28 protein-coding genes and 1 tRNA gene are annotated in these 22,900 nt (G+C 63.7%); 19 read left to right on the forward strand and 10 right to left on the reverse strand.

Going from position 1 to position 22,900, the window contains the following annotated elements; genetic code table 11:
* Nucleotides 1-6 precede the first annotated feature (6 nt).
* The 3 genes from CHB96_RS29570 (at nt 7) to CHB96_RS05040 (ending at nt 2,038) form a co-directional block, all read left to right on the forward strand.
* The gene (locus CHB96_RS29570) at nt 7-177 is read left to right on the forward strand and encodes a hypothetical protein (protein ID WP_176444138.1); all 171 of its coding nucleotides are present in this window, start codon (nt 7-9) and stop codon (nt 175-177) included.
* A 549-nt stretch (nt 178-726) separates the two neighbouring features.
* Entirely contained in the window at nt 727-1,434 is a 708-nt protein-coding gene (locus tag CHB96_RS05035; RefSeq protein WP_089243640.1) for an MspA family porin, read from the forward strand.
* Nucleotides 1,435-1,600: 166 nt separating this feature from the next.
* On the forward strand, nt 1,601-2,038 hold the full coding sequence (locus CHB96_RS05040) for a hypothetical protein (protein ID WP_089243642.1): 438 nt from the start codon (nt 1,601-1,603) through the stop codon (nt 2,036-2,038).
* 78 nt (nt 2,039-2,116) lie between these two features.
* Here the strand turns inward: CHB96_RS05040 and mscL are convergent, their stop codons facing one another.
* Nucleotides 2,117-2,596, reverse strand: a complete 480-nt coding sequence (gene mscL / locus CHB96_RS05045; RefSeq protein ID WP_089243644.1) for a large conductance mechanosensitive channel protein MscL — start codon at nt 2,594-2,596, stop codon at nt 2,117-2,119.
* A 218-nt stretch (nt 2,597-2,814) separates the two neighbouring features.
* Between mscL and CHB96_RS05050 the strand changes: the two genes are divergently transcribed.
* A complete protein-coding gene (locus CHB96_RS05050; protein ID WP_089243646.1) occupies nt 2,815-3,483 on the forward strand; it encodes an MspA family porin in 669 nt (222 codons plus the stop codon).
* A 63-nt stretch (nt 3,484-3,546) separates the two neighbouring features.
* Nucleotides 3,547-4,257: an MspA family porin gene (locus tag CHB96_RS05055; RefSeq protein WP_176444139.1), complete on the forward strand. Its 711-nt coding sequence runs from the start codon at nt 3,547-3,549 to the stop codon at nt 4,255-4,257.
* Nucleotides 4,258-4,262: 5 nt separating this feature from the next.
* Here the strand turns inward: CHB96_RS05055 and CHB96_RS05060 are convergent, their stop codons facing one another.
* From CHB96_RS05060 to CHB96_RS05070, 3 genes are all read right to left on the reverse strand, one after another.
* Nucleotides 4,263-4,916: an SAF domain-containing protein gene (locus CHB96_RS05060; protein WP_089243650.1), complete on the reverse strand. Its 654-nt coding sequence runs from the start codon at nt 4,914-4,916 to the stop codon at nt 4,263-4,265.
* Between the two features lie 89 nt (nt 4,917-5,005).
* On the reverse strand, nt 5,006-5,338 hold the full coding sequence (locus CHB96_RS05065) for an FmdB family zinc ribbon protein (RefSeq protein ID WP_089243923.1): 333 nt from the start codon (nt 5,336-5,338) through the stop codon (nt 5,006-5,008).
* Between the two features lie 153 nt (nt 5,339-5,491).
* Entirely contained in the window at nt 5,492-6,070 is a 579-nt protein-coding gene (locus CHB96_RS05070) for a 5-formyltetrahydrofolate cyclo-ligase (protein ID WP_089243652.1), read from the reverse strand.
* A gap of 95 nt (nt 6,071-6,165) precedes the next feature.
* Between CHB96_RS05070 and CHB96_RS05075 the strand changes: the two genes are divergently transcribed.
* From CHB96_RS05075 to CHB96_RS05095, 5 genes are all read left to right on the forward strand, one after another.
* Nucleotides 6,166-7,107: a UTP--glucose-1-phosphate uridylyltransferase gene (locus tag CHB96_RS05075; protein WP_089243654.1), complete on the forward strand. Its 942-nt coding sequence runs from the start codon at nt 6,166-6,168 to the stop codon at nt 7,105-7,107.
* 34 nt (nt 7,108-7,141) lie between these two features.
* Entirely contained in the window at nt 7,142-8,401 is a 1,260-nt protein-coding gene (gene glp, locus CHB96_RS05080) for a molybdotransferase-like divisome protein Glp (protein ID WP_089243655.1), read from the forward strand.
* Nucleotides 8,402-8,561: 160 nt separating this feature from the next.
* Complete coding sequence (locus tag CHB96_RS05085; RefSeq protein ID WP_089243657.1) at nt 8,562-9,209, forward strand: GNAT family N-acetyltransferase; 648 nt, start codon at nt 8,562-8,564, stop codon at nt 9,207-9,209.
* Between the two features lie 216 nt (nt 9,210-9,425).
* Complete coding sequence (gene sepX / locus CHB96_RS05090; RefSeq protein ID WP_089243659.1) at nt 9,426-10,220, forward strand: divisome protein SepX/GlpR; 795 nt, start codon at nt 9,426-9,428, stop codon at nt 10,218-10,220.
* A gap of 356 nt (nt 10,221-10,576) precedes the next feature.
* A tRNA-Ala gene (locus CHB96_RS05095) sits at nt 10,577-10,652 on the forward strand.
* A gap of 356 nt (nt 10,653-11,008) precedes the next feature.
* Here the strand turns inward: CHB96_RS05095 and CHB96_RS05100 are convergent.
* Entirely contained in the window at nt 11,009-13,195 is a 2,187-nt protein-coding gene (locus CHB96_RS05100) for an MMPL family transporter (protein WP_089243925.1), read from the reverse strand.
* A 180-nt stretch (nt 13,196-13,375) separates the two neighbouring features.
* On the opposite strand from CHB96_RS05100, the gene CHB96_RS05105 reads away from it, so the two are divergent.
* The 4 genes from CHB96_RS05105 (at nt 13,376) to CHB96_RS29575 (ending at nt 15,347) form a co-directional block, all read left to right on the forward strand.
* The gene (locus CHB96_RS05105) at nt 13,376-13,831 is read left to right on the forward strand and encodes an effector binding domain-containing protein (protein ID WP_089243660.1); all 456 of its coding nucleotides are present in this window, start codon (nt 13,376-13,378) and stop codon (nt 13,829-13,831) included.
* The gene (locus tag CHB96_RS05110; RefSeq protein ID WP_245865239.1) at nt 13,828-14,262 is read left to right on the forward strand and encodes an effector binding domain-containing protein; all 435 of its coding nucleotides are present in this window, start codon (nt 13,828-13,830) and stop codon (nt 14,260-14,262) included. The genes CHB96_RS05105 and CHB96_RS05110 overlap by 4 nt, the downstream gene beginning before the upstream one ends.
* Nucleotides 14,263-14,453: 191 nt before the next feature.
* Entirely contained in the window at nt 14,454-15,128 is a 675-nt protein-coding gene (locus CHB96_RS05115; protein ID WP_176444140.1) for a ScbR family autoregulator-binding transcription factor, read from the forward strand.
* Between the two features lie 48 nt (nt 15,129-15,176).
* The gene (locus tag CHB96_RS29575; protein WP_176444141.1) at nt 15,177-15,347 is read left to right on the forward strand and encodes a hypothetical protein; all 171 of its coding nucleotides are present in this window, start codon (nt 15,177-15,179) and stop codon (nt 15,345-15,347) included.
* Here CHB96_RS29575 and CHB96_RS05120 read toward each other — a convergent pair.
* Together CHB96_RS05120 and CHB96_RS29935 are read right to left on the reverse strand one after the other, a co-directional pair.
* Nucleotides 15,344-16,051 (reverse strand): ferredoxin reductase, encoded by a 708-nt coding sequence (locus tag CHB96_RS05120; RefSeq protein ID WP_245865241.1) that lies wholly within the window; start codon nt 16,049-16,051, stop codon nt 15,344-15,346. The genes CHB96_RS29575 and CHB96_RS05120 overlap by 4 nt on opposite strands.
* A gap of 8 nt (nt 16,052-16,059) precedes the next feature.
* The gene (locus tag CHB96_RS29935) at nt 16,060-16,659 is read right to left on the reverse strand and encodes a sulfite oxidase-like oxidoreductase (RefSeq protein WP_089243664.1); all 600 of its coding nucleotides are present in this window, start codon (nt 16,657-16,659) and stop codon (nt 16,060-16,062) included.
* Nucleotides 16,660-16,744: 85 nt separating this feature from the next.
* On the opposite strand from CHB96_RS29935, the gene CHB96_RS05130 reads away from it, so the two are divergent.
* Complete coding sequence (locus tag CHB96_RS05130) at nt 16,745-17,587, forward strand: SDR family oxidoreductase (RefSeq protein ID WP_089243666.1); 843 nt, start codon at nt 16,745-16,747, stop codon at nt 17,585-17,587.
* Here the strand turns inward: CHB96_RS05130 and soxR are convergent.
* On the reverse strand, nt 17,582-18,040 hold the full coding sequence (soxR, locus tag CHB96_RS05135; RefSeq protein ID WP_089243668.1) for a redox-sensitive transcriptional activator SoxR: 459 nt from the start codon (nt 18,038-18,040) through the stop codon (nt 17,582-17,584). The genes CHB96_RS05130 and soxR overlap by 6 nt on opposite strands.
* Before the next feature lie 95 nt (nt 18,041-18,135).
* Here soxR and arcA point away from each other — a divergent pair, with 95 nt between their 5' ends.
* A complete protein-coding gene (gene arcA, locus CHB96_RS05140; protein ID WP_089243670.1) occupies nt 18,136-19,359 on the forward strand; it encodes an arginine deiminase in 1,224 nt (407 codons plus the stop codon).
* 43 nt (nt 19,360-19,402) lie between these two features.
* Here arcA and arsC read toward each other — a convergent pair whose 3' ends face one another.
* Entirely contained in the window at nt 19,403-19,744 is a 342-nt protein-coding gene (arsC, locus tag CHB96_RS05145) for an arsenate reductase (glutaredoxin) (protein WP_089243672.1), read from the reverse strand.
* Nucleotides 19,745-19,798: 54 nt separating this feature from the next.
* Here arsC and CHB96_RS05150 point away from each other — a divergent pair, with 54 nt between their 5' ends.
* The 3 genes from CHB96_RS05150 to CHB96_RS05160 are packed head-to-tail and all read left to right on the forward strand — an operon-like array spanning nt 19,799 to nt 21,325.
* Nucleotides 19,799-20,464, forward strand: coding sequence for an NAD(P)H-binding protein (locus CHB96_RS05150; protein WP_176444142.1), 666 nt, complete (start codon nt 19,799-19,801; stop codon nt 20,462-20,464).
* Between the two features lie 18 nt (nt 20,465-20,482).
* Entirely contained in the window at nt 20,483-20,836 is a 354-nt protein-coding gene (locus CHB96_RS05155) for a GntR family transcriptional regulator (RefSeq protein ID WP_089243676.1), read from the forward strand.
* Nucleotides 20,837-20,896: 60 nt separating this feature from the next.
* Nucleotides 20,897-21,325, forward strand: a complete 429-nt coding sequence (locus CHB96_RS05160; RefSeq protein ID WP_089243931.1) for a DoxX family protein — start codon at nt 20,897-20,899, stop codon at nt 21,323-21,325.
* Between the two features lie 53 nt (nt 21,326-21,378).
* Here CHB96_RS05160 and CHB96_RS05165 read toward each other — a convergent pair whose 3' ends face one another.
* A complete protein-coding gene (locus CHB96_RS05165) occupies nt 21,379-22,854 on the reverse strand; it encodes a dolichyl-phosphate-mannose--protein mannosyltransferase (RefSeq protein WP_245865275.1) in 1,476 nt (491 codons plus the stop codon).
* Nucleotides 22,855-22,900 lie beyond the last annotated feature (46 nt).

Below are 22,900 nucleotides of genomic sequence, written 5' to 3' on the forward strand. Positions count from 1 at the left end.
CGCCTGATGGCAGACGAGAACGAAGACGAGAAGAGCCGGGCCCGAATCGATCGGGCCCGGCTCGCTCGCATATTCGGTGACGTTCTACCCGAGACGACGGGTGACGAACGAGCCGGCCGTGACGAGTCGACGTCGGACGACTGGTTCGACCGAGAGCGTCCCCCACATCACATCTGATGTGATCCACAACACATTTGGGAATGTAAATCACATCGATGTTGGGCGATCGTTTACCTGGTGTTAGCGACCCGAAGCATTGCCTTCATGCCGCCTGCATTCGGATCAGCCTGATTAAAAGAACTTTCAAACATACTGGCGCCGCGACGTTGCTGGGTGTAAACGGAACGTCTGCCCACTTCAAAGCCGTTATCCCTGGCGGTGAGGTTTGTAACGGAACGGAAACGACCGGGTGGTCTGTGATGCAGGTTACCCGCAAGTATGGTGTGAAAACCGTTCACACGCAGGAAACACATAACGATTCGGCCATGTACGACACCCGATCGTAGGGATTGTCACGATCCGGCAACTCCTCTAATGTTCCCCTCAGCTTCGGCAGCAAGGGCGTGGACAACACGCTCCGAGCCCCTATGTCGGACTACTACGAACGCGATCCCAGGATCTAGTTCTGCTCGGGAACCTTCGGCATAGCTGCCGACTGGCCCCTGAGGGTGAAAGCCACAAGCTTCCCGTGCGAACGCGCTGGGACTGAACATGATGAGGAAGTAAATGACGGAGATCCAGAAGCCGCGGCGTAGCCGTGGACTGAAGTCCATGGGCGCTGCTGTTGTTGCCGGCGCTTCGGTTGTCGGCCTGGTGCTCGGTACGGGTACCGCGTCCGCCGCTGTCGACAGCACCAACTCGGTTGTGGATGCCAATGGCAACCTCATCACCGTGACGCTGTCCGACACGTTCCTCAACAGCGTTCCTCCGCTGGACGGCAACCCGCTCACCCGTGAGTGGTTCGCCAACGGCGTTGCAGGCTGGGAAGTTACCGGACCTGACGCTGACGACTTCGAGGGCACCGTAGCCATCGGCTACCAGGTCGGCTACCCGGCCAGCCTCGGCGGATCGCTGTCCATCGACTGGGCCACCCCGTCGGTCGGCGCTTCGGTCGGTCTCGACGCTGCAGACGGCGCGAGCGGAAGCGTTGGAGCTGACATCGAGCTCCTCCCCGTTGCTACCGGCAACATCACCCTCGAGCCCGGCCCCGGCGTCGTGCAGTCCGAAGGTGCTTACGCAGTCATCAACGACTCGGCTGACATCACCACCTCTTCGGCTGACGCAACCGGCCCGAGCGGAACCATCCAGGTCGCAAACCTGCACGGCACCGCAACCGGCATCCTCGGCAACGTCCGCGTCCGCCCGTACGTGTCGGTCACCAGCTCCACCGGCGACATCGCTGTCACCTACGGCCAGCCGTGGACCTTCAACTGATCTCGATCGGTTGATCTGAGCTTCATCTCAGCGCCCAGGCGCTGACAAAATGATCGGGCCCGTCCGGAATTCTCCGGGCGGGCCCGATCTGTGTGTCCCTGTTCCCTTTAGGATCCGTGTGTAAGCGTCGTCAGATGTAGACCGCACGAGAAATGGCTGATACTTCATGCGCTCGACTTTGATCTCGGTTGTCGCACTGTCCGCGCTTGTGGCCTTGTCAGGCTGTAGCAGTAGCGATTCCGGCAGCGACTCTGCTGCGGGTGCCAACGCGGAAGTCTGCGCCGAGTTCGCGACTGCCTACAACAACCTCGTCGACCTGACGGAGGCCGGTCCTGGTAGCGCAGAGGGGGTCGACAAGTGGGAGGCCGACAAGGATGCTGCACTAGCTGAATTCTCGGCGTCCGCGGACAAGGCGTCGGATTCCGTCAAGGACAGCCTGACGACGCTCGTGGCAGCACTGCCGGCCGACTCGCTCGAACTGACCGAGCCGGACAGTGAGTCGGGCCAGGCGCTCGTCGACAATGCAACTGCGGTAGCGAACTCCTGCGACGCCGACGGTTCGTCGATCGAGCTTTCGGAATTTCCGTTGCAGAAATTCAACTGATCGACTTTCGAGTACAACGAAAAGCCCGCTTCCGCCGGATAAATCGGCAGAAGCGGGCTTTCGGTTTATATGGACGCTCTACGGTTTCGCGTGCTGTCCGCTGCTCGTGTCGTCGGTGTCCCCGATGGCTTCGCCGCTGCCGCCGGTGTCGTCGGCGGGCGTCGAGAGCTTGCGTCCGACGTCGGTTCCGCCGGCCAGGATGTCCCGGATCTGGACGAGGACGTCGACGTCGCTCAGCTCCTTTTCGGGCTGACTGACGAAGCGCTTCTTGGCCGTGTTCACCGGAAGAATCAGGATGAAGTACACGACGGCGGCGATGATGACAAAGTTGATCGCAGCCGTCACGACAGCACCGACATTGATGAAAGTCTCTGGGCTGGAGGTGATTTGGAATCCCCAGCCGTACTCGTTGGATCCGCCGATCGCAGCGACGAGTGGGTTGACGATGTTGGTGGTGAACGCGGTGACGATCGCCGTGAACGCAGCGCCGACGACCACTGCGACGGCGAGGTCCACGACGTTTCCGCGGAGTAGGAAATCCTTGAAGCCCTTGAGCATGAACCCTCCCAGATATCGGTCGTTCGAACGAGGCTAGCCCACACATGCCGTCGAAGCATGGATGAGGCGTACCTGTTCGAAAGTGCAGGTATTCACCGAACGCCGCGAAAATACTCGTCCTTTGTCAATGACTATTGCTGATTCGTCCCGTATCCTTCCCGGAGAATATGCCTCGCTTCTTCGCTGGGGCAGTCGGATTCATGCTGCTAAGGGGAACCATGAACGTGTCTCGTTTTTCGGCGCTGCGCAGGTTCGGCCGCATCGCCGTGCTCGGTGCGGCAGCGTCGATGGCCATCGGACTGATGTCGGCGGGTGCGGCCAACGCCGAGACGTTCGTCCCGCTGCCGGGAGGCGAGAAGATCGCGGGCCCCTACAAGATCGCGCGTTTCGACGAGTCCGCCAAGGTCGCCCCGCAGATCGCATTCAACGGTCTCAACCGCAACGCCTGGGCCACCGGCACTGCTCTCGCTGAAGTTCCCGAAGGTTCGACGGGCACGCTGAAGACCGGCTACCTCGTCGGCTGCCAGCTCGACATGACCGATCTCGAGCTCGGCCTCGAAGCAGGCGCGGGCATCGAAGGCGGCAACACCAACATCATCACGCTGTTCCCCATCCCGTTCCTCATCGGCGGTGCCGGATGGACCGAGAACACGATCGAAGGCGGCGCCGACTTCAACATCCCGCTGCAGGACCGCGAGGTCGCCGCAGTCGAGATCGCGTCGAAGGACGTCAAGGGCGCAACGACGGCTATCCAGTACCAGGATGTCGGCATCTCGGTGGAGAACTGCGGCGGATACGCGCAGGCACGTGCGTACACCACCCTCGAATTGACCGGTAACTACCGCTACAAGGGCACTCTGTACGGCCAGCCGTTCAGCATCGGCTGACGACCGCGCTCCGCAGACTTCGCACACACCTCACGAGGGGACACCAAGACGTTGAAGAACAACATGACCGCGGCCGTACGGATGGCGGCCATCGGCGCGGTCGGTGCCGTCGCCATCGGTTTCTGGTCCGCAGGCGCAGCCAGTGCAGACACGTTCGTGCCGTTGCCGGACAACGAGATCACCAAGACACTCATCGACGGCACCACGGTCACGGTGAAGGGCTTCGGCCAGAGCGGCTTGATCTCGCCGTCGATGGGTGGCACGCCGACTCAGCGCAACGTTTGGGTCACCGGTAACTACACCGTCGAGACGTCGAATGCCACGGGCGGCACCATCGAGCCCGGCTTCCTCGTCGGCTGCCAGGTCGATTTCGGTGCAGGCATCGGCGGTGGCGTCGGCGCGTCGTTCGGACAGGGCAACACCGCGGAACTCGATCCGTACCTGCCGATTCCGCGGATCGACCGCACGCAGCCCAATACGTACAACATCGGTGCGGGCCTCTACCTCGATCTCGCTCCCGGTCAGCTGAACGACGTCAAGCTCGTCGGCGACGAGACCACGGCCACGATCGACGGGGTCGACGTCGCCACCCAGGTAGACAACGACTTCGACTTCGACGGCAACGGCGGCGGATTCACGTACGCCGACGAGACGCTGAGCGTCTCGGGTTGCGCAGGGTTCGCCGAAGCGCGTTCGTACGTCGACGTCACCATCGAAACCGACACCGTGACGTCCACCGTCACACTGTGGGGCCAGCCCTTCAGCATCGGCTGACACTCTCAATGGAACGTCACTGTCAGTGAACTGACGAGCGACGCGGCGGCTACGGTCGTCGCGTCGTCCGGTGGCATGGCCACCAACACCACGCGGTCGCTGCCGCGGTCTCGCGCGTCCTTCGGCGAGACGAGCACGACGATCGATCGCGACGCCAGTATTCGTGCTGCCTGATCGTCTGGGCCTCCGACGGTCAGAACGTCGACGGTGTCGCCTTCGCGCAGAAGGTCCGTCACGCCCACATCGGTGAGCCGGATCGGCACGATTCTGGCGTCCGTCGAATCGAGCGCAGCTGCCGCCAGGCGAGAACCGAGCAATCGAACGTCGGTGAGAGGCTCACCGGCTCGAATCGGGCCTGCGACAGTGTGTGCCGTCGCGTCGGCGATGTCGGTGAGTGCCCCCGACGGGACGGAAGCCGGCTCGAAATCCGCGACGACGACATCTGCGTCCGTCAGCGGCGTGCCCGGCGTCAGATCACGGGCTGCGACGACGACCCCCACCCGGTCCGTCGGCGACGCGTCTTTCACGAACAGGACGACGGCGACCAGCGCGAGCCCGCCCGCGGTGATGCGTCGAACCAGGGCGGTGCGGGTCCATCCAGGTCGAAGCATGATTCGGTCGAGCAGGGTGGCGTCGAGGCGCGGCGGTCGCTGAGGCATGGCGACACGCTAGCGGGCGAAGGCCTACCCATCAGTCGCCACAGGCCCCGGCTGTGGATAACGCCGGGGCCTGTGGAGAACGCTGAAAACTAGGAGCTGGCAGCAGCGGCGGACGGCGTCGAGGATGACGTGCTCGAGCTCGAAGAACTGCTGGTGGAAGCCGAAGAGGACGTGCTCGACTCGGTCTTCGCAGGCGCCTTGTCGCTCTTGGATTCGCCGGCGCTTTCGCTGGCCGTGCTCGATCCGCCGCGACTGTCGGTCCGGTAGAATCCGCTGCCTTTGAACACGATGCCGACGGAGTTGAAGAGCTTGCGCAGCTTGCCGGTGCACTGCGGGCATACCGTCAGCGAGTCGTCGCTGAACGACTGAACGATGTCGAATCGGTTGTCGCACTCGGTGCAAGCGTATGAATATGTGGGCATCGATGTTCCTCCGCGCTGGTCCACTGGTCACCAAGAGAATTCGCCCTGCTCGGTCGAGACCATGGTGTGCCGAAAAACTGCTGAAAACTTTCTCTGACAAGAGAGAGCATTAGCACTCTACAGTCTTGACTGCCAACACAGCGATTCGGACGTCTATTCCCCGGACAGCGACACCAGTCCACGCGACGGGGTCAGTGCATGCGAGCAGCGGCGGTCGTGCTGTTCTTCCGGTAGTTCGTCGACCAGTTCCCCATCACGGACCACCGCGACGACCGGAACACCCGTTCCGACGAGATCCAAAGTGCGGTCGTAGAACCCAGCGCCCCGGCCCAGGCGAACGCCCCGAAGATCGACTGCAAGAGCGGGAATGAACACGACATCGCACCTGCTCACCGACGCTGGGTCCAGTATCTCCCCGGTCGGTTCGAGCAAACCGTAACGAGCGGCCTTCAAGCTGTCCCGGCCTGTGTACTCTGCCCAGTGAAGCGGGCCTGGTTCGCCCGCTACAGGCACCATGACGACGCTCGATTCCCGGCGCAACGCGTCGAGCAGATCGAGTGAACCGGGCTCGCTGCCGACCGGCACGTACGCCGCCACCGCAGCGGTTCCGCGCGCCGAATCGGCGGCGGCGTGACAAAGTTTCAATGATTCTGCGACTCGCACGTCGGCATCGACGGAGCGGCGAGATGCCACGATTCGGCGACGCCATTCCTGTTTCGAAACCGGCGTCACGGGGTCTCCAGAGGCATGGATTCGAGTGTAGGCAAGCAGGGGACAGTCGGTACACGCGGAGCAGATCCGCAGAAACCACGGATAGGGTGGGCAGCATGACAGAAGCCGCGACAGAAGCAGCACGCCATTTTCGGACGGCAATCGTTCCTGCAGCCGGAATGGGAACCCGCTTTCTGCCAGCGACCAAAACGGTCCCGAAAGAACTGCTGCCGGTCGTCGACACCCCCGGAATCGAGCTCGTCGCAGGCGAGGCCGCAGACTCCGGTGCGCAGCGTCTTGTGATCGTCACTTCGCCCGGTAAGGACGGCGTCGTCGCCCACTTCGTCGAAGATCTCGTGCTCGAGACCAAGCTCGAAGCCAGCGGCAAGCTCAAGATGCTCGAGAAGGTGCGCGTCGCACCCGCGCTGCTCGACGTCCAATCCGTCGTCCAGGCAGAGCCGCTGGGGCTCGGCCACGCAGTCGCCTGCGCGGAGGAAGTTCTCGACGACGACGAAAGTGCCGTCGCCGTTCTGCTGCCCGACGACCTGGTCCTGCCTCGCGGCGTCCTCGACGTCATGTCTCGCGTGCGCGCCAAGCGTGGCGGAACTGTGCTGTGCGCGTTCGAGGTTCCCGAGGAGAACGTCTCGTCGTACGGGGTCTTCTCGGTCGAGACCGTTCCCGACGCCGCCAACCCCAACGTGCTCAAGGTCACCGGCATGGTCGAGAAGCCCAAGCGCGAGGACGCCCCGTCGCTGTTCGCCGCCGCGGGGCGCTACCTGCTCGACCGGGCCATCTTCGACGCGTTGCGACGCATCGAGCCCGGCGCCGGAGGCGAGCTTCAGCTCACCGACGCGATCGCGCTGCTGATCGCCGAAGGCCACCCGGTTCACGTCGTCGTACATCGTGGACCCCGACACGACCTCGGAAATCCCGGGGGATACCTTCGAGCTGCGGTTGACTTTGCTCTCGAACGTGACGATTACGGTCCTGCGTTGCGTGAGTGGCTGACCGAGCGTCTGAGCGACGATTGGGCGCCTCAACTCACAACCTACGAGTAGGCCCGACGTTTGACCGGATAGAGGAAGGGCCACATTGCGCTCGGTTGAGGATCAGCAGACCCGGGTGACTGCTGCGGCGGTTGCTCCACGGCCTGTTCGGGTCGCGATCTCGGAAGCGCAAGGTCTTCTCTGTGCAGAAGAAGTGGTCACCGAGCGGCCGCTGCCCGGCTTCGATCAGGCGGCCATCGACGGCTATGCGGTTCGTAGCGTCGACGTCTCGGCTGCCGGAACCGACCTCCGCAACGAGGACGACGAGCGCATCGATCTGACGCTGCCCGTCGTCGGCGAGGTGACGGCCGGTTCGCGGCAACCGATCCGGCTGCAGCCTCGTCAAGCCGTTCGCGTCGACACCGGTGCGCCGCTGCCGACGCTCGCCGACGCCGTGCTGCCCCTCGACCGCACGGACGGCGGGCATGCACGCGTCAAGGTCTTCCGTCCGGTGCGGTCGGGTGATTACGTCCGCAAGATCGGCGACGACGTGCAACCCGGTGACGTCGCGGTCCGGTCGGGAACCATCATCGGTGCGGCACAGGTCGGTCTGCTCGCTGCCGTCGGGCGCGACAAGGTGCTCGTCCATCCCCGTCCGCGGTTGTCGGTCATCTCCGTCGGAGGTGAACTCGTCGACATCGACCGGACTCCAGGCCCCGGCCAGGTGTACGACGTCAACTCCTACTCGTTGGCAGCTGCTGCTCGTGACGCGGGTGCGGACGTCAATCGTGTCGGCATCGTCAGTACCGATCCCAAGCGACTGCGTGAGGTGGTCGAAGGTCAGCTGATTCGATCCGAGATCGTCGTCATCGCAGGCGCTGTCGGCGGAGGCGCGTCCGACGGTGTCCGCGAGGCTCTTTCGGACCTCGGAGATCTGGAAGTCGAACGCGTCGCGATGCATCCCGGATCCGTACAGGGATTCGGACAGCTCGGACGTGACGAAGTGCCGACCTTCCTGCTGCCCGCGAACCCCGTCAGTGCGCTCGTCGTGTTCGAGGTGATGGTGCGTCCGCTGATTCGTATCGCACTCGGACGCCGGCAGCCCATGCGTCGTACCGTCACCGCACGCACCGTCGCACCGATCACGTCGATCGAGGATCGCAAGGGATACCTTCGCGGACAACTGATGCGCGACGAGGGCACCGGCGAATATCTCGTCCAGGCGCTCGGCGGGGCGCCCGGGGCGTCGTCGCACCTGCTCGCGACACTCGCCGAAGCCAACTGCCTCGTCGTCATCGATCCGGATGTGACCGAAGTCCGCACGGGTGAGGAAGTTGACGTGTCCTTCTTGGCTCAGCGGGGGTAGGTGCGGACTCTTTTTTCGGACCGAATGTGACATTTGGTCACTCAGAGTGAGCGAGGGCGGCATTCGGTCACTCAGAGTGAGCGAGGGTGGCATTCGGTCACTTGGCGGGCGGATCGGAGTGAGCGAAGGTGACATTCGGTCACCTGGGTAATATCGACAGATGCCGCGCACGTGGTCGAGCCACCCTGGTTGGCCGGCGAAACTTGGACCCCTGACCGTTGCTGCGGGCACTGTCACCGTCCGGCCCGTCCGATTGCGCGACGCCGCCGCCTGGAGTCGGTTGAGACTCGGCGACCGCGAGCATCTCGAACCGTGGGAGCCGACGGGCGAGGGTTCCTGGGATGCCCGCCACCACATTTCGTCGTGGCCCGCGCTGTGTTCGGGGCTGAAGTCCGAGGCGCGCAAAGGCCACATGCTTCCGATGGCCATCGAGGTCGACGGGGAATTCTGTGGTCAGATCACCGTCGGCAACATCGTGCGCGGGGCGCTTCGATCGGCGTGGATCGGCTACTGGGTGGCGAAGGACGTCAACGGACGGGGTGTGGCCACGGCAGCGTTGGCGCTCGGGCTCGACCATTGTTTCGGTGCCGTCGGTCTGCATCGTGTCGAAGCAACCGTGCGTCCCGAAAACCTCGCCAGCCAAGCGGTTCTGCGCAACGTCGGCTTCCGCGAGGAGGGGCTGCTGCGCAACTACCTCGACGTCGACGGCCGCTGGCGTGATCACCTTCTCGTCGCGATGACTGTCGACGAGGTGCAGGCGACCGTCGCCGATCGCCTCGTTCGGACGGGCCGAGCCGCCTGGGCCTGATGCACCAGTAGCCGTCGTCTCATCAGGAAATCCGGTTCGTCGGGGCACAACTGGGACATGAGGCCCATGCGCTCCTGCAGACTCGAGACGCATGTGACTAAAGTGACGTGTGTGTAGTTCGATGTCGGCGCGTCTACCCGGTTCCGCTGGGGTATCCGCATAGCCTTGATCAGGTCAGTCTTTGCCGCAGCCGACGAAGAGGGAAGGAACGCCGGAATGCCCAACTCGATCATCTGGATCGGTCTGGTCGCCATCTGGCTGTTCGTCCTGCTCCCGATGATGATGAGCAAGCGGCCGCGCATCATGCAGACGTCCGACGCGGCACTCGCCACGCGGGTTCTGCATCGTGGCGGCAGCAAGAAGCCCGCTCGCGGCCCAGCTGCAGGGCATGCGAGCGACCCAGATTGGCGACCCGAACACGACGAGCGAGTATCGGCACCCGCCAGTGTCGTCTTCGGGCGCACAGCACCGAGAATCGACGCGGAGGACCCGATGGACACTCACGCAGAAGCCGAGGACACCGATCTGGACGAGAAGGACGAGCGTGACTACGTTCCGAATCGTCGTGGACGCGGTGGCTTCGATCCCGAAGCAGATGCCATCGCCCGTGCCGCCAGATACTCGTTCCGCCAACGTGCCGTCCTCGGACTGGTTTTCGCTGCCATCACTACCGGTGCACTGGCCGTCATCATCTCGACGATGCTGTGGTGGCTGTGCGGTCTGTCGGTCGTCTCGCTCGTCGGCTACCTCTATTACCTTCGCCGTCAGGTGCAGATCGAGCAGGAGATCCGTCGTCGACGCATGAACCGGATGGGCCGCTCGCGCCTCGGCGTCGAATCCCGCACCGACGAGGAGCTCAGGCTCGTCCCGCAGCGCCTACGCAGGCCGGGAGCCGTCGTTCTGGAGATCGACGACGAGGATCCCGAGTTCGAGCATCTGGACCATTACGACGAGCCGTTCCAGCAGCCCGCACCGGTGCACGACGACATCCGCCGGGCTTCGGGGGCCTGACCCACCGACACCGAAAACACTGCAGGCCTGGTCTTCTCCCGAAGACCAGGCCTGCAGTGTTTTTGCGTCCAGCGTCAGTTGAGGATGACCGGCGGTGCCGGGGTGTCGAGCGCGCTGCTGCCCGACGAGCTGCCGGTGGAGAAGAGTGTGGTGAGGAATGCGAAGAAGTCCATCTGGCAATGCTCCTTGAACCGTGTTGAGGGGGGACCGAGCTTTCGGCGACGGCCGGTCGACCGACGCCAGAAGTATTGTTACGGCACCGAAGTAGATCTCGCCACAGCTACGCGACAGATCACCCCGGGTTTCGTGGAACACGCGGTGTTTTGATACTGTTGCGCAGCGGTCTTGGGCCGTGAGGGGCTGTGGCGCAGTTGGTAGCGCGTCTCGTTCGCATCGAGAAGGTCAGGGGTTCGATTCCCCTCAGCTCCACCACGAGAAACAGGCCCGGTCGACAGTGTCGACCGGGCCTGTTTGCGTTCGGTGTGAGATCAGGAAGCGGAACCCGATCCGAGGGCACCGAGCAGCTCGATGATCGGAATGTCGGAGGCAGAGCTTCCGGTGGAGCTGCCGGTCGCGAGGAAGCTGGAGATGATAGCTGCGAGATCCATTCGGAAAACCCCTTGTTTCAGTGGATGGAGCGTGTGGACCGGTTGATTTGCCGAGTGCCGACCAACCATGAGTATTAGTACCGCATGGAAGCCGACCGTGTATGCGGTTCGTTGTATGAATTCTTGTCTCTTGGGGCAGGGCACTACCCGGGAACCAACGCATGGTGGTTTTTCCCAGGACTACTTCGGCGCACTCCGAGCCAACGCCGACGGCCACCAGATCGCCCGCCCGATGTCGTAGGACAGTGCGGGAACCAGGATGCTGCGCACCACGATGGTGTCCAGCAGAACCCCGAATGCGACGGCGAACCCGATTTCGGCGAGGAAAACGAGCGGGAGAACCCCGAGCACCGCGAATGTGGCGGCCAGGACGACGCCTGCCGACGTGATGACTCCACCCGTGACGGCGAGTCCACGCAGAATGCCCGGGCGCGTTCCGTGAACGAGCGTCTCCTCGCGGACGCGCGTCATCAGGAAGATGTTGTAGTCGATGCCGAGCGCGACGAGGAAGACGAACGCGAACAGCGGGAACGACTGATCGGCGCCGGCGAAGTGGAACACGTGCGTGAACATCCAGCCGCTGACACCGAGCGTCGCCGCGAACGACAGCACGACCGTCGCGATGAGAATCAACGGAATCAGCAACGCGCGCAACAGAATCGACAGCACGACGAAGATGACGACCAGCACGATCGGGATGATCAGATTCCGGTCGTGCACCGACGCCGCCTGCACGTCGAGCGTCGCAGCCGAATTACCGCCTACCAGGGTGTCGTCGATCGGGTGCAGTGCGGCGCGCAGTCGCTCCACGGTGTCCAGTGCGGCGGGGGAGTCCGGCGCGTCGGCGAGCGTCGCGTTGATCAGGATTCGCCCGTCGACGGGTTGTACCTGCAGCGTCGGCGGCGGGCACCCCGTCTGTCCTGCAAGCGCTGACGGTCCGACCGTGGCGATCAGATCGGCGAGCTTCGCGAAATCGACTTGTACACAGACGGATCCGGGTGCCTGCGCAACACCTTCGGTCTGCCCGGCGACACGAATGACCTCGTCGGCCGAATCCTGCGCGGTGACGATGACGGCCGGAGCGCCGGTGCCCGGGTCGAATTTCGCCGTGTACAACTGCTGACCGACGACGGCGTCGGGCTCGTTGGTGAAACTCTCGGTGGTGGTCAAGCCGTCGGTGTCGAGACTGGTAATACCCACCAGGCACAGCAGTAGCAGGACCGTCGCGCCGATCCAGGCGGGCCGGTACCGGGATCCGACGGCGTCGGCGATGCGTCCCCACAGTCCGTGCGTCGCAAGATCGGCTGCATGGTCGACCTCGGGACGCCTCGGCCAGAACACCCACCTGCCGCACAGAGACAGTGCGACCGGCAGGAACGTCATCATGACAAGGACCGTGCATGCGATTCCGATCGCGGCGACCGGACCGAGGCTCTTGTTGGAATTCAGCTCGGAGAACATCAGACACAGCAGTCCGACGATCACCGTGCCCGCGGATGCGAGGATGGCGGGCGCGGACTCTTTCCACGCCTTGATCATCGCGTCGAACCTGCTCGGATACACGTGCAGTTCCTCGCGATAGCGCGAAATCAGAAGCAGCGCATAGTCCGTCCCCGCGCCGATGACGAGAACGAAGAGAATACCCTGGCTCTGACCTGTCAGCGTCAGAACGTCGTGCTTGGCGAGGTAGTAGATGATGAGCGACGCCAACCCGACGGCGAGTACGGCAGACAGAATCGGGAACACCCACAGCACAGGCGATCGATAGACCACCAACAGAATCAGGATCACCACCAGTAGGGCCGCGCCGAGCAATGCGCCGTCGAGTCCAGCGAACGCGTCGATGAACGCGACCAGCAACCCGCCCGGGCCGGCAGGAAGCACGTCGACACCGTCGGGCACGGCAGCATGGGCAGTCTCGACGACGTTTTCCTCGGTGGCGGCGAGAACGTCACCGGCGACGTCGACGCCGTCCGCTTTCGCCACCAGCGGCACGTACAGAGCAGCCGTCTGCCCGTCGGCCGAGAACTGTGGCGGAGTCATGCCCTGGCCGTCGACGCCGTCGATACCGGATATCTGGCGACGCGCGTCCTCGATGGCACTCTTGTCGTCGTCGGTCAGGCCGGTGCCTCGATCGAACAACACGAACCCGGGGATGGACTGCACCGGCAGGAAGTCGGCGGACTCGTGTGCGACGACGGTCGACTCCGCCGAACCCGGGAGGTACGACGCGTTGTCGTTCTTCTGTACTTCGCCGAGCTTGCCTTGGTAACTGCCACCGAACCCGCCGAGGAGCAGTGTTGCGATCGCGATGGCGACGACCGTGAAGATGGGCCAGCGGGAGGGCATCCGTGTGGTTCGGCCCATCTGGTTCTCCTCGAATGCGGTGCACACGAAAAAGTCGCTGGCCAAGTACACCACGGTGACATGCTGCGGGTGATGAGAACGATGCAGCATCAGGCCCGGTAGCATCGGTGATCGGAGTGTGTGGTCCAGCACGGGGCGATACCTCGGTTGTACGGCGCAAAGATGCTACGTGGAGTGTGAATGGCTTTCGAGATTGTCGACCTCGAGGAAACGTGGGTCGCCGGTCTTCCGGTTCGTAGCCCTAAACGGGCTTTGGGAAGGCTGAACGATCCAGCCCTCGATGTGGCGTGGTCGTCGGTACTCAATCAGGACATACCGGGCCCGCTCGCGTCGATCTACACGGACTTCGCGCCCGGAATCGGTTCCTACAACACGCAAATCGTCGGATATCAGTGTTCCGCGCTGAGTCAGGTGACGCGTGGACACCTTGTCGCGAAAGTCCCGCGCGCTAAATATGCCAAGTTCTCGGCCGTCGGCCATTTTCCCGACATCATGACGCGGTTGTGGAAGCAGATCGACCATGCCGAGGAGGAAGGCGAGATCACGCGCACGTTCACCGCGGATTACGAGTACTACCCGCATGCGTACAAGATCGACCTGTACCTGTCGATCGAGCAGACGGGATACAAGGCGTGACGCATCGAGTGACCGCGAGGCCCGCGGAGTTGTTCGGAGGATTGGTCGCGCCTCGCGTCACTCCAGGCGCCGATATCAGCAACAGTGAGTTGATTCGGTTCCTGCGTGAGCGAATTCGGGAGCGGTCGGCAGGCGACGTGGATGTCACCACCGTCTTCGTTCCCGACGAGCACGGCATCTACAACGCTGTCGTGGCAGTCAAGTATCTGTCGCCGGGGGATGTGCCCGTCGGCGATGTGTTCTTCGAGGTTCCCAGCGGCGTGTACGCCGTTTTCGAACCGAGCGGTACGTTGCGTGATCCGATCCAGGACGTCTGGGCGCAGGCCGAGGAGGCGACGGAATCGGGCGCTATATTCCGTGCATACAAAGAGGACATCGAAGTCGTTACAAAAACTGGGGAAGTGGAACTTTTTATTTCGATCGTTATGTGAAATGGCAATTAAGCGGCCCAATTGTCACTTCTGGATCACGGAGATTGGTTCGTTGCGGTTACTATTATCTCGCGCAACCGGACAGGCGGCAGGTTCGGCGAAGTTCGAGACTACGGATTCGCCCAGGCCACGACTGATCACAGCATGGCGGCGTCGGTGTCAAACAGGCAACTGAGCAGGGGTGAAGCTACATGGTTAGGCAATTGAGGGCAGAAGCAACACGTGCGGCAGCGCTGCGCGCGGCCGCCGACCTCTTTCTCGAAGTCGGACATGCAAATGCGACATTGAGTCAGGTGTCTGCGCAGTCCGGAGTCACCAAGGGCGCGCTGTATTTCCATTTCGCGTCCAAGGAAGAACTTGCCAAGGCGATCGTCGACGAAGGGCACGAGCGTGTCTCGACGGCATGCGCAGGCCTGGTCGACAGCCGCTCTCCCGCTCTGGAATCGGTCATCGGCATCTCGTACTCGGTGCTCGAGCTCGCGGCGTCGGACCCTCTCGTGCGTGTCATGTACCGCCTGCAGATGGAGATCGACGGATCCGAGACCGCCCGGGGCAGCGTGTTCGGTACGTGGGGGAACATCTTCGAGCACCTCTTCGATCGGGCCATCGAGCACGGTGACGTCGCCGATCATCTGGATTCGGGCAACGCTGCACTGCTGGTGTGCGAGATGCTGGCCGGCGTTCTGATGGTGTCCGAGGCGCAGTCGACGCTGGAGACGGCACCGTCGCGCATGGAGAAGGTCTGGCACACGGTTCTTCCGTCCCTCGTGCCGCCGAACAAGCTCGGCTACTTCCGCGAATTCGCTGCTCGTAGCCTGTCGAGTTTCGTTCCCGCCGACGTTCCGGCGTCGTCGATCAACGTGTAGCGACCAGGTCGGTTGCGGGGAGTCGGCGTCGGGCGGACACTGTGTGACATGGAGCACACAATCACGCATCACAGAATGTCCGACGCCGAACTTCGCAAAGCGATCGGCACCCTGCAGAGTCGGGCCGACGATGCTCGCAAGCGTGGCGCCGACACCGATGCTGCGAACATAGAACGCACGATCGCCGACTACCGCGAAGAGATGAGCAAGCGTCTCTAGCGTTCTTCGGTGCTCACGATCGGGCCGAAGCGTTCGGTCTTGATTCGGAACGCCATGTGCCCCTGCTCGACGAGCATGTCCGCGACCGTCTCGACGAACCCTGTCGGCCCGCAGACGAAACACCGCGGGGCGATGCTCGACGGCCATCCGTGGTCGGCTATGTCGGTGGTCGTCAATCGCCCCGGCTGCCCGCCTGGATCGTCCCGGGTGTAGCGCACGTGAGCCTCGACGCCGTCGGGCAGGGCCGCGAGTTCCGACGCGTACATCACTTCGCCCGGCGAGCGCACGGAGTAGATCAGCCGGAACTTCGCCGCGGATCTCGAGTCGATCCGCGCCCGGATCATGGCCATCAACGGCACGACGCCGGATCCTCCCGCGACGAGCAACACCGGCGCCGCATCCGCGGACTCCCACACGAACCACCCGCCGATCGGGCCTTTCACCTCCACCTGCTGGCCGACCTCGAGAACATCGGTCAGGTACGGCGAGACCTCACCGTCGTCGACGGTCTGCACGGTCAGCACGACGGTCTTGCCGTCGGCAGGCGTCGCCATCGAGTAGCTGCGCTGCGCGCTGTAGCCGTCCTCGGCCGTCAGGCGTACGTCCACATGCTGACCGGGGAGATGTCCGGGCCAGCCGTCGACGTCGAATGTCAGCGTCACTGCGCTGGCCGTCTCTGCCTGTCTGTCGATCAGTGTCGCCACGAGCCATTTCAATCTCCCTGATACCTCTGTTCCTGCCAGGGATCGCCGTAGTCGTGATAGCCGTTGCGTTCCCAGAATCCCGGCTCGTCGCGCATCATCAACGTCAGCTTGTTCACCCACTTCGCCGACTTCCAGAAATACAGATGCGGTACCAGAAGCCGTGCAGGACCGCCATGTTCGGGCCCGAGCGGCTTGCCGCCGAATTCGAACGCGAGCCACGCACGACCACCGCGTATTTCGCTCATCGGGAGGTTGGTGGTGTAGCCGTCGTATCCATGTGCCATGACATGCGTTGCCGCCGTGTCGATTCCGTCGAGCAGGGTGTCGAGTGAGACGCCACGCCATCGGGTGTCGAGTTTGGACCATGTCGTCACACAGTGGATATCCACCATCGGCTTGTCGTTCGGCAACGCCCGCATCTGCTGCCAGTTCCATCGATGCTTCTCGCCCATCTCCGTGACGATCGTGAACTCCCAGCGGTCGGTACTCACGCGCGGCGTGGGACCTGCCGACAGCACAGGGAAATCCGTCGTCAGATGTTGGCCGGGCGGAATCCGGCCGTCGTTCCCACGGCGCTTGCCGTGGAAGCCTTTCGAGACGATCGCCATGTAACCTCCGGTGCTCCGGCCCGCCCGCCGCGTATCGTGCAGTGAAGAGTCGATCTGTTCGAGAGCAGGGGGACGAGTCAAAAGTATGACCATCACGAATCTACGCGGCAAGAAGACATTCATCACGGGGGCCGGCAGCGGAATCGGCCGCGCGACCGCTCTGGCGGCAGCACGCGAAGGCGCCGAGCTGTACCTGACCGACATCGACGAGGCGTCGTTGAAGGACACCGTCGCCGCCGTCGGGGGCGCGGTGGCGTCGTCGAAGGCGTTCGATGTGTCCGATTTCGACGCCGTCACCGCATACGCGACCGAGGTGCACGAGAAGGTCGACAGCCTCGACATCGTCATGAACGTCGCCGGGGTCGCTGCGTGGGGGACCATCGAGAATCTCGAGCACCGGCACTGGAAGAAGATGGTCGACGTCAACCTCATGGGGCCCATCCACGTGATGGAGAACTTCGTGCCGCCGATGGTGAAGGCCGGGCGCGGTGGACATCTGGTGAACGTCTCGTCGGCGGCCGGTTTGATCCCGTTGCCGTGGCACGCCGCGTACAGTGCCAGCAAATACGGGCTCCGAGGCGCATCCGAGGTGTTGCGCTACGACCTCAAACGGCACGGCATCGGCGTCAGCCTCGTGGTTCCGGGTGGAGTCAAGACCGGGCTGGTCGACACCGTCGAGATCGCAGGCGTAGACCGCGAGGACCCTCGCGTGAAGAAGCTGCAGCGACGCTTCGAGCAACGCGCCGTCTCCCCGGAGAAAGTGGCCGACGCGATTCTGACGGGCATCCGCAAGAACCGCTACCTGGTGTACTCGTCGGGCGACATCCGATTCGGATACTGGTGGGCGCGAAAGTTCGCACCGCCCTACGAGTTCGTGATGCAGAAGGCCAACGACCAGTTCAGCAAGCTGCTGCGCCCGCGGTCATAGGTCGACGTCCAACCGCCGCGCGCCCGGACCCTTCTTGGACAGCTCGTCCTGCGGGTTGGCCAAGGTGCAACTCGTCAGTGACAGGCATCCGCAGCCGATGCAGCCGGTCAGGTCGTCGCGCAGGCGGATGAGCTGCGCGATGCGATGCTCCAGGTCGTCGTGCCAGCGGCCGGAGAGTTTCGCCCAATCTCGTTTGGTGGGCGTGCGTTCCTCCGGCAGCTCGGCCAACGCGTCGCGAATGTCGGCGAGGGGGATCCCGACCTTCTGCGAGATCCGGATGAACGCGACGCGTCGTAGCGTCTCGCGGTGGTAGCGGCGCTGATTGCCCGACGTCCGTCGGCTGGTGATCAGGCCCTGTTTCTCGTAGAAGTGCAGCGCGGACACCGCAACTCCGCTGCGGTCGGACAGCTGGCCGGGTGTGAGTTCGCGGACAGTCCATTCGGGCATGGGCATTCTTCGAGGGTAAGCGCCTGCGTCACCCGTGGGATGGATAGTCGATCTGTACCGCCAGTCCCCACACTCGGGCGCCACAGGCGCATCATGGAGCGATGACTGCACAACTGGGCGCCGACTCGGAAGTCGGAACGCTGCGAACCGTCATGCTGCACAGGCCCGGTGACGAGCTCAGACGCCTCACACCACGCAACAACGACCAACTGCTGTTCGACGGCGTGCCGTGGGTCGACCGAGCGCAGCAGGAGCACGACGCGTTCGCGGATCTGCTGCGCGGCCGGGGCGTCGAGGTGCTGTTGTTGTCGGATCTGTTGACCGAGTCGTTGACGTCGAGCGGCGCCGCGCGCATGCAGGGCATCTCCGCCGCGGTCAACGAGCGCCGACTCGGACGTGCGTTGGCCCACGATCTGGCCGTGCACCTGCGCGGCATCCCGGCGCCCGAGCTCGCCCAGATTCTCATGGCGGGCATGACGTTCGACGAGCTGTTGGCCGCGGAGACCGGCCAGCCCGAGATCGGTGGTGCATCACTTGTGCGTCGCATGCATCACGGCGCAGACTTCGTCATCGATCCGCTGCCCAACCTGCTGTTCACGCGCGACTCGTCGTTCTGGATTCGCAATCGTGTCGCGATCACGTCGCTCGCGTTGCCCGCGCGGCTGAGGGAGACGTCGCTGACCGATCTGATCTACGCGTTCCATCCGCGGTTCCTCGGCGTGCGGCGAGCCTACGAATCGCGGACGGCCCCAGTCGAGGGCGGAGACGTATTGCTGTTGTCGCCGGGTGTCGTCGCCGTCGGCGTCGGGGAGCGTACGACGCCAGCGGGCGCGGAAGCGTTGGCGCGCAGCCTGTTCGAGGACGACCTCGCGCACACGGTTCTGGTGGTGCCCATCGCTCAGGAGCGTGCCTCGATGCACCTGGACACCGTGTGCACGATGGTCGACACCGATGCCGTCGTCATGTACCCGGCGATACGAGATACCCTGTCCGCGTTCACGATTCACCGCGAGGATCGTGGAGTCCGCATCCGCGGCGCCGATCCGTTCCTCGAAGCCGCGGCCGATGCCATGGGCATCGAGAAGCTACGCGTCATCGACACCGGACTCGATCACGTCACCGCTGAACGTGAACAGTGGGACGACGGCAACAACACCCTCGCGCTTGCTCCCGGCGTCGTCGTCGCCTACGAGCGCAATGTCGAGACGAACGCCCGGCTGGCCGCGTCGGGCATCGAGGTGTTGGAGATCAGCGGATCGGAACTCGGCTCCGGCCGGGGTGGGCCGCGGTGTATGTCGTGCCCGATTTCTCGGGACAGCGCCTAGGTGCACGAAAATACATAGCGGGCTATGTATTTTCGTGCACATGTCATAGGACCTCGGTGACCTTCTCCGCCGGACGCGCGAGGACAGTTCCCTTGTCCGTCTTGACGATCGGACGCTCGATGAGGATCGGGTTGTCGACCATCGCAGCGATCAGCTCGTCGTCGGACTTGTCGGCGAGCCCCAATTCCTTGTAGACGGCTTCCTTCGTGCGGATGGCCTGCGACGGCTTCAGACCGGCGTCGTCGAGGAGCTTGCGCAACCCGTCCTTCGTCGGCGGTGTCTCGAGATACTTCACGACGGTCGGCTCGATCCCGGCTTCCTGAATCATCTTCAGCACCGTTCGGGAGGTGTTGCAGCGGGGGTTGTGATAGATGATCGCGGTCATGTCCGTAGATGCTGCCATTGTTTGTCGATCGTGTCTGTCGGGTAGGCGAGAGCAATGACTGATCGACGAGTAGTGATTGCCGGAGGACACGGAAAGATCGCCCAGCAGCTGACGGAGGTGCTCACTGCTCAGGGTGATCGGGCGGTGGCGTTGATCCGCAACCCCGATCACAGCAATGCCGTCGCAGCACTGGGTGCGTTGCCCGAGGTCGTCGACTTGGAAACCGCATCGGTCGACGACGTCGCCGCCCTCCTGCACGACGCCGACGCGGCCGTGTTCGCCGCCGGAGCGGGACCGTCCGGCGGAATCGAGCGCAAGGACACCGTCGACCGCGCGGCGTCGGTACTGCTCGCCGACGCGGCCGAGAAGGCGGGCGTGAAGCGTTTCGTGCAGGTCAGCTCGTTCGGAGCAGGCGAACCCGTCGCCGACGACGCCGAGGACACGTGGAAGGCGTACATCGCAGCCAAGACTGCCGCGGAAGAGGATCTCAAGGCGCGTACCAAGCTTGAGTGGACCATCGTTCGCCCGGGTGGACTGACCGACGACGACCCGACCGGGCACGTGAAGTTGTCGCAGCCGCCGCTCGAACGGGGAACTGTGCCACGTGCAGACGTCGCACACGTGATCGCGGCGTTGCTGGACACGCCGTCCGCGATCGGTAAGACGCTCATGCTGACCTCCGGTGACACTCCCGTCGCGGACGCGGTCGCAGGCGTGTAGCTCGCGTAGGTTCTTCACATGCGCTTTCACCTCGACCCGGCGTCGAAGACTCCGTTGTACGAACAGCTTCGCGCCGGGATTCTCGAGCAGGTGCGAAACGGTGAACTGATTGCAGAGACGAAGATTCCGACCGTCCGGGGGCTCGCGGAGGAACTGCAGATCGCCCCGCACACCGTCGCGAAGGCGTACAAGGAGCTCGAGGCGCAGGGCGTCATCGAGGCCCGTGGTCGGCTGGGGACGTTCATCGCGTCGGGCGGAGATCCTACGGAGGACAGCGCGGCGCGGGCTGCGATTGCGTACGTGACGGAGCTTCGGGCGCTGGGTCTGTCCGACGCGCGGGTGCGAGAGTTTCTCGAACGCGCTTTAGATTGACGCTTCAACAAGAGTATGTCAGGGTTGTCGGGTCTCATCGCCGTGCCCGAAGGATTTCTCATGAACTCGACCATCTTCCGTGACTTCGCAACCCTCGTTGCCCGGATCGGCCTGGGCATCATCTTCATCGCCCACGGCTGGCAGAAACTCAACACCAACGGTCTCGACGCCACCAAAGCCGGCTTCGAAGGAATGGGCGTCCCGCTGCCCGCCGTGTCCGCCTACTTCGCGACGTTCGTCGAACTGATCGGCGGCATCGCACTGGTCGCGGGCATCTTCACCCCGATCATCGGCATTCTGCTGTTCCTCGACATGCTCGGCGCATTCCTGTTCGTGCACTACGACCTGGGCGTCTTCGTCTCCGAGGGTGGCTACGAACTGGTTCTCGCTCTGGGCGTCGGCTCGCTGCTGCTCGCTGCCGTCGGAGCCGGACGTTTCAGTCTCGACGGTGTGTTCGGTGGGAAGACGAGTTTCGCGAAGGCGCGGTAGCGCATGTGCACGAAAATACATAGGGGGCTATGTATTTTCGTGCACGTGGCGCGCTAGCGCCACGACGGCAACCACAGCTGCTGCTGCCACGTCTCGGGCGTGATCGGCATGCCCGTCAGGATGGGCCACAGCCAGATGAAGTTGGCGATCACGAGGCCGACGTAGAGGCAGACGAGCAACAAGCCCGTCCCTCTACGTTCGGCCGAGGCCCGCGCAGAGCCCAGAATCTGCCCGAGTATCAGCGCGAACCCCATCACCATGAACGGGGCGAGCGCGACTGCGTAGAAGTAGTACATCTGACGGTCCAACGTGGTGAACCACGGCAGGAAGCCGGCAGCGTATCCGGTCAGCACGACGGCGAAGCGCCAGTCCCGCCGCACGAACATCATCCACATGCACCACAACAGCATCGGCACCGCGAGCCACCACATGGCCGGGGTTCCGATCAGCATGATCGCCTTGACGCACGACGTCGCCGAGCAGCCCTGCACGTTCTCGCCGTCGGCGAAGTAATAGAGCATGGGGCGCAGGCCCATCGGCCACGTCCACGGCTTCGACTCCCACGGGTGGTGGTTGCCCGCCGAGTTGGTCAGCCCCGAGTGGAATTCGAGCACGTTGCCGCTGTAGTACCACAGCGAACGCAGCGCGCCCGGAACGAACGAGAACGGCCCACCCGTACCGATCTGATTCCCGACGGCATGGCGATCGACGCCGTTCTCGCTCGCGAACCACCCTGCGTACGTGCACAAGTACACGATCAGCGGGATGACGACGAGTGCATACAGGCCGGGTCCGATGTCGCGGACGGCGGTGCCGGCCCATGGTCGTCGTACACCGGTGGCGCGTCGCGCTGCGAGATCGAATGCGACACAGAGCAATCCGAAGAACGCGATGAAGTAGATGCCGGACCACTTGGTGCCGCACGCGAGCCCGAGCAGGATTCCTGCGCCGAACCGCCACCACCGCACGCCCAGGCGTGGTCCGAAATCGCTTGCGCCTATTCGCCCTTCGAGCCGCACGGTCGCCATCCGTGCTCGGACATCGTCACGATCGACGACGAGACATCCCATCGCCGCGGTCACGAAGAAGGCCAGAAAGATGTCGAGCATGCCGATGCGCGACGACACGAACGTGACCCCGTCGACGATCAGCAGAATGCCGGCGATCGCACCGACGAGCGTCGACCGCGCCAACCGTCGCACGATGCGAATCACGATCAGTACCAACAGCGTTCCGAGGAGTGCAGCCGAGAACCGCCACCCCCAGCCGTTGTAGCCGAAGATCGCCTCGCCGACGGCGATCAACTGCTTCCCGACGGGCGGATGCACGACGAGCCCGTACGCGGGATTGTCCTCGATGCCCCCGCCGGTCAACACCTGCCATCCCTGAGGCGCGTAATGCTTCTCGTCGAAGACGGGCGTGCCCGCGTCGGTCGGGTAGCGCAACATCGCGAACCGCGTGATCGCGGCGACGGCCGTCAGCACGAGAGTGACGATCCAGCCCCGTCGACGATCGTCGTCGCGGTACACATCGTCCCCCCGAGACGTCGGACCGGGACTGACGACGAAGCGCTCG

Source organism: Rhodococcoides kyotonense (genome assembly GCF_900188125.1).
GTDB classification, from domain to species: domain Bacteria; phylum Actinomycetota; class Actinomycetes; order Mycobacteriales; family Mycobacteriaceae; genus Rhodococcoides; species Rhodococcoides kyotonense.